Raw genomic sequence first — 4432 nt, forward strand, 5'->3', positions numbered from 1 at the left:
CACCCACCGCCGCCCTCCGGGGCGGTTTTTTTATGAGCGGGGTCCAGGTCGCTCACCCTGCGCGATGACAAGGCCGAATTACCGCTCGGCTAACACGATCCCCGCGCTCACGTCTTAGTGACGAGGTGCCCTCGATGCCCCGCTGCTGCAACCCTATCAGGATTGCGTAACTCGCGCCACACTTGGTAGCCGAGCTTTGATTTAATAATCCTCCATCCGTCTCTTGTACTCATCCCACACCCGGCAAAACTCTTGGCACGTTTCTTTATCGACATGGCCCGTAGCGTAGTGCCGGTCTATCAGGTCGATCCGGTGATCAACGATCATCTGGGTGACGCGCTCTGGGCCGTCGGCCGCGAAATCGAGGCGCGCTTTCAATGGCAGCGCGCCCTGTCCTTCGATCCTCAAGAGGATGAAGCACTCCGTATCCGTGACAAGTTGCAGCGTGGGTTAGATCTGGTTCTGGTCGATGAGGGGCTGACCCCCATTCGGATCGCCAGTGGCGACGATTAAGGTCAGCGCCCCCGCCAAGGTCAACCTGACCTTGCATGTGACCGGCCAGCGCCATGACGGGTATCATCTGCTAGACAGTCTGGTGGTGTTTGCAGGTGTCGTGGACAAACTGAGTGCAACGATTGCGCCAGATTTGCGCATCTCGGTCGGCGGCCCGTTTTCGATGGGCGTGCCGACTGACCACACCAACCTGATGATGCGCGCGGCCAACGCGCTGCGCACAGCGCGCGGCGTGACCAAGGGTGCGGCACTCACCTTGGAAAAACACCTTCCCCATGCCGCAGGCATTGGCAGCGGGTCGTCGGATGCCGCCGCAACGCTTGCGATGCTGGCCGAGCTTTGGCAGGTGGCGCCACTTCCCGCCACTGCCCCCGAGGTCGTTGCACTGGGTGCTGATGTGCCTGTTTGTCTCTGCGCACCCCGTCCCGTGCGCATGTCTGGGATCGGGGATGTGTTGTCGCCTGTTTCACCCTTGCCCGATTGCGCGCTGGTCTTGGTGAGGCCACCGGTTGATGTGCCGACCGGCCCCGTTTTTCAGGGGCTGGCCTCAAAAGACGGCGACCCCATGTCAGAGTTGCCAGAGGGGTTGGACTATGATGGTTTCGTCCGTTGGCTCATGGCACAGCGCAATGACCTGCAGGCTCCTGCCGAAGCGATCGCACCTGCGATTGCCGAGGCCATCGGCAAACTGAGATCACTGCCTGCCGTATCTCTGGCGGGCATGTCCGGTTCTGGTGCCACATGCTTTGCGCTGGTCAAGGATATGGCAACAGCGCGGCATGTGGCGCGCATCGTGCAGGTCGCAAAGATGGATTGGTGGGTCGTGCCGGCAGCGTTACTGTAGCAGCTTATGATTTTCGTCAGAAAATCGCGATGTTTCAATCAAGATCGCCTGATCTGTCCATCCGCTTCCACAGCAGGCTGAGCAGTGTCTCACCAGCCAGCGGATTCACGCAATCCGAAATCAGAACTGGCGCACCAAACGGCACGGGCGCAGGCAAAGGGACGCTGGGCCGCTCTTGCCTTGCAACGCGCGGGATGCTGCTGAAATCTGTCGCATCGGTCATGGTGCAAGCCTAGCGAAACCTGCATGAGCGCGCAAATCAACTCTCTGCCTTCAGGAGGCTGACCCAAGTGTCGCCATAGCGGCGTTGGTCAAGACCGGTGAAGCCCGGCGGTGCGATTTGTGCGCTGCTTTCTTCCCAGACGATCAGAGCTTCAGGCGCGATCCATCCTGCGCTCTTGGCTGCGATCAGTGCTTTGGGCCCAAGATTTTGCCCGTAGGGAGGATCAAGGAACACCAGTTCGCAGGCTGCTCCTTGCGGAAGCCTCATAGCATCCACGCCGAGCAGCATAGTATCATCCTGCCTGCGCAGCTTTGCAATGTTCTCGCGGATCAACTTTTGCGCAGCCCGTCCGCTATCCACAAAGGTCACATGTGTAGCACCGCGCGACAGCGCCTCAAGCCCCAGCGCACCGGTGCCGGCAAACAGGTCCAGCACCTGCGCGCCGGTGATCGGGTCGCCAAAGCGCCCGCCTTGCAGCACGTTGAACAGGCTTTCGCGCACACGGTCGGCTGTGGGGCGCAAATGCGCCCCGACATCGCCTTTGCCAACGGCAGTAAGGGCCGTGCCACGGTGGATTCCGCCGATGATCCTCACGGTTTCAGCAAGGCTTTCATATCGGTGGCAGGGTCCGTGATGACTGCAGGGTCAGGGCTGCGCCCTGCCTCGATCAGGCGCTTGCCGATCATGTAGTTGCGCGGGTCGTTCATCGCGTCAACGGCCAGCAAGGTTGCGCCATTGTAGTACCAGTTTGATTGCACATCCGGTGCATCGCCCTTGCGGACGTAGACATCGGTATAGCCGATGTTGAGACCGGCTATTTGCAGCTTGCAGTCGTATTGATCGGACCAGAACCACGGTTTCGGCGTGTAGGGTGTATCGCCACCCGCAATGTTCAACGCAACGACCTCGGATTGGTCAATCGCGTTGCCGACGCTTTCCAGCCGGATCGTTTGCCCGTGGAACTGGCATGACGCACAATCGCCTGCCGCCCAGATGTGGGGATCGGAGGTGCGCCCGTGGCTGTCGGTTGTGATGCCATTATCCACGGCAATCCCTGCACTTTCGGCAAGGATCGTCGCGGGGGTAATTCCCACGCCGACAACAGCAAAATCGACGTCCAAGGTTGTGCCGTCAGTCAGCACCGCGCCGGTCACATGATCGTCGCCCAGCAACCTGTCCAGCCCGACGCCTTCGCGGATATCGACGCCGTGCGACTGGTGCAGCGCGCGGAAATAGTCTGACGTTTCCGGGGCTGCAACCCTTTGCAGGATGCGGTCTGCCATCTCTACCAGTGTGACCTCCAGCCCCAATTTGGATGCCACCGCCGCTGCTTCAAGCCCGATATACCCACCGCCGATGATCAAGACACGCTTGCCGGGCGTGAACGCAGGGGACATTGCGTCGGCATCGCTCAGGTCGCGGACCGCAAAGACACCGTCCAGCATGCCGCCAACCGCTGCCGGTAGCGTCCGTGGATGCGCGCCTGTGGTGAGCGCCAGCTCGTCATAATGCAGTGTTTCACCATCGCTTAGCACAACGGTTTGCGCGGCGCGGTCAATGCCGGTAACGCGTGTATCCAGGCGCAGGGCGATATTGTGGTCTGCGTAAAACGCGGCAGGGCGCAGATAAAGCCGTTCTTCCGCCAATTTGCCGAGCAAATAGGCCTTTGACAAAGGCGGGCGCTGATAGGGGGGGACCTTTTCGGCGCCAATCAGTGTGATGTCGCCTTCAAAGCCCGTGGCCCGCAATTTCGCGACAAGCGAAGCACCCGCCTGACCTGCTCCGACGACGATAACATGGGTCATGAAAGTTTCCTTTGCAATCAGACTGGCGACTGATACCGCGCACTCTATATGTGAAGCAATCACAGAAACAATTGCCAACGAGGGTGACCTATATGACAATCAAGACAGGCGACACTTTGCCAAATGCGACATTGCTGACAATGGGCGAGGAAGGCCCGCAGGAAACGGTGCTGGCCGACAAGTTGGAGAACCGGAAAGTCGTGATCTTTGGGCTACCGGGTGCCTTTACCGGTACATGCACAACTGCACATGTGCCAAGTTTTATGGTCACTTTTGACGATTTCAAAGCCAAAGGGGTGGACGAAATCATCTGTGTCTCCGTGAACGACCCTTTCGTGATGAAGGCATGGGGCGAAAGCACGCGTGCTCTTGAAACTGGCATTACCATGCTGGCAGATGCGGAAAGCGAATTTACGACTGCGATTGGCATGAATTTCAGCGCCGCGCCCGTGGGCTTTGTGAACCGTTCTAAGCGTTATGCGATGCTGGTTGATAACGGCATTGTCACTATTCTCAACGAAGAGGAAGGCCCCGGCGTTTGCGAGGTCTCCGCAGGCGAGACATTGCTGGCCGCGATGGGCTGATATTTGGCTGCTACTGCCCGGCCATTCCGCCGGGCAGTGACCTGCTTTACCCCTGTACCTGCATGACCGTCCGCGTCGGAAACGGAATTTCGATTCCGGCCTGATCAAGCGCTTCTTTCACCTGCCGCTTCATATCTGCCTGAAACGCGAAATAATCAGCGCTGTCGCACCAGACGCGCACCAGAAAATCAACAGAGAAATCGCCAAGGTTATTGACCTGAATGAACGGCTCGGGGTCTGTCTTGGCCCGTGGATCGGCCAGAATAGTTGTCCGGATCGTATCTTCGGCCAGCTTCAGATTGGCCCCATAACCGACCCCAAAAACCCATTCGGCGCGGCGTGTGTCATAGGTGGAATAGTTGGTGATCGTATTGCCCCAAACCTGACTGTTGGGGATGATGATCTGGACGTTGCTGATGGCAGCCAGTTCTGTGCAATTCAGCGTGATATCCTTCACCGTGCC

Annotated in this window: 6 protein-coding genes and 1 pseudogene; 3 read left to right on the plus strand and 4 right to left on the minus strand. The window is 58.8% G+C overall.

Annotated features, from left to right (window positions below; genetic code table 11):
• Positions 1–303: 303 nt before the first annotated feature.
• Positions 304–513, plus strand: a pseudogene (locus tag R6T97_RS03015) (hypothetical protein); the annotation flags it as partial.
• Positions 500–1357: a 4-(cytidine 5'-diphospho)-2-C-methyl-D-erythritol kinase gene (locus R6T97_RS03020; RefSeq protein WP_410347831.1), complete on the plus strand. Its 858-nt coding sequence runs from the start codon at positions 500–502 to the stop codon at positions 1355–1357. The pseudogene R6T97_RS03015 and the gene R6T97_RS03020, both read left to right, overlap by 14 nt.
• Before the next feature lie 34 nt (positions 1358–1391).
• Here the strand turns inward: R6T97_RS03020 and R6T97_RS03025 are convergent, their stop codons facing one another.
• Genes R6T97_RS03025 through R6T97_RS03035 form a run of 3 tightly spaced genes read right to left on the minus strand, consistent with a single transcriptional unit; the run spans position 1392 to position 3385 of the window.
• Positions 1392–1580 carry a hypothetical protein gene (locus R6T97_RS03025; RefSeq protein WP_410347832.1) on the minus strand — a complete coding sequence of 63 codons (189 nt, stop codon included), beginning with the start codon at positions 1578–1580 and terminating at the stop codon, positions 1392–1394.
• A 36-nt stretch (positions 1581–1616) separates the two neighbouring features.
• A complete protein-coding gene (rsmD, locus tag R6T97_RS03030; protein WP_410347833.1) occupies positions 1617–2174 on the minus strand; it encodes a 16S rRNA (guanine(966)-N(2))-methyltransferase RsmD in 558 nt (185 codons plus the stop codon).
• Positions 2171–3385 (minus strand): NAD(P)/FAD-dependent oxidoreductase, encoded by a 1215-nt coding sequence (locus R6T97_RS03035; RefSeq protein WP_410347834.1) that lies wholly within the window; start codon positions 3383–3385, stop codon positions 2171–2173. The genes rsmD and R6T97_RS03035 overlap by 4 nt, the downstream gene beginning before the upstream one ends.
• Positions 3386–3477: 92 nt before the next feature.
• On the opposite strand from R6T97_RS03035, the gene R6T97_RS03040 reads away from it, so the two are divergent.
• Positions 3478–3969: a peroxiredoxin gene (locus R6T97_RS03040; protein ID WP_410347835.1), complete on the plus strand. Its 492-nt coding sequence runs from the start codon at positions 3478–3480 to the stop codon at positions 3967–3969.
• 46 nt (positions 3970–4015) lie between these two features.
• Here R6T97_RS03040 and R6T97_RS03045 read toward each other — a convergent pair.
• Positions 4016–4432: mechanosensitive ion channel family protein (locus R6T97_RS03045; RefSeq protein WP_410347836.1), on the minus strand; the 417-nt coding region annotated here is incomplete at its 5' end.

The organism is Yoonia sp. (assembly GCF_046498525.1).
GTDB lineage: Bacteria > Pseudomonadota > Alphaproteobacteria > Rhodobacterales > Rhodobacteraceae > Yoonia.

What these genes read in the sequence shown, in the direction of transcription:
- R6T97_RS03035 (WP_410347834.1), bottom strand. Translation starts at nt 3,385, where the DNA reads ATGACCCATGTTATCGTCGTCGGAGCAGGTCAGGCGGGTGCTTCGCTT.
- R6T97_RS03040 (WP_410347835.1), top strand. Translation starts at nt 3,478, where the DNA reads ATGACAATCAAGACAGGCGACACTTTGCCAAATGCGACATTGCTGACA.
- R6T97_RS03025 (WP_410347832.1), bottom strand. Translation starts at nt 1,580, where the DNA reads ATGACCGATGCGACAGATTTCAGCAGCATCCCGCGCGTTGCAAGGCAA.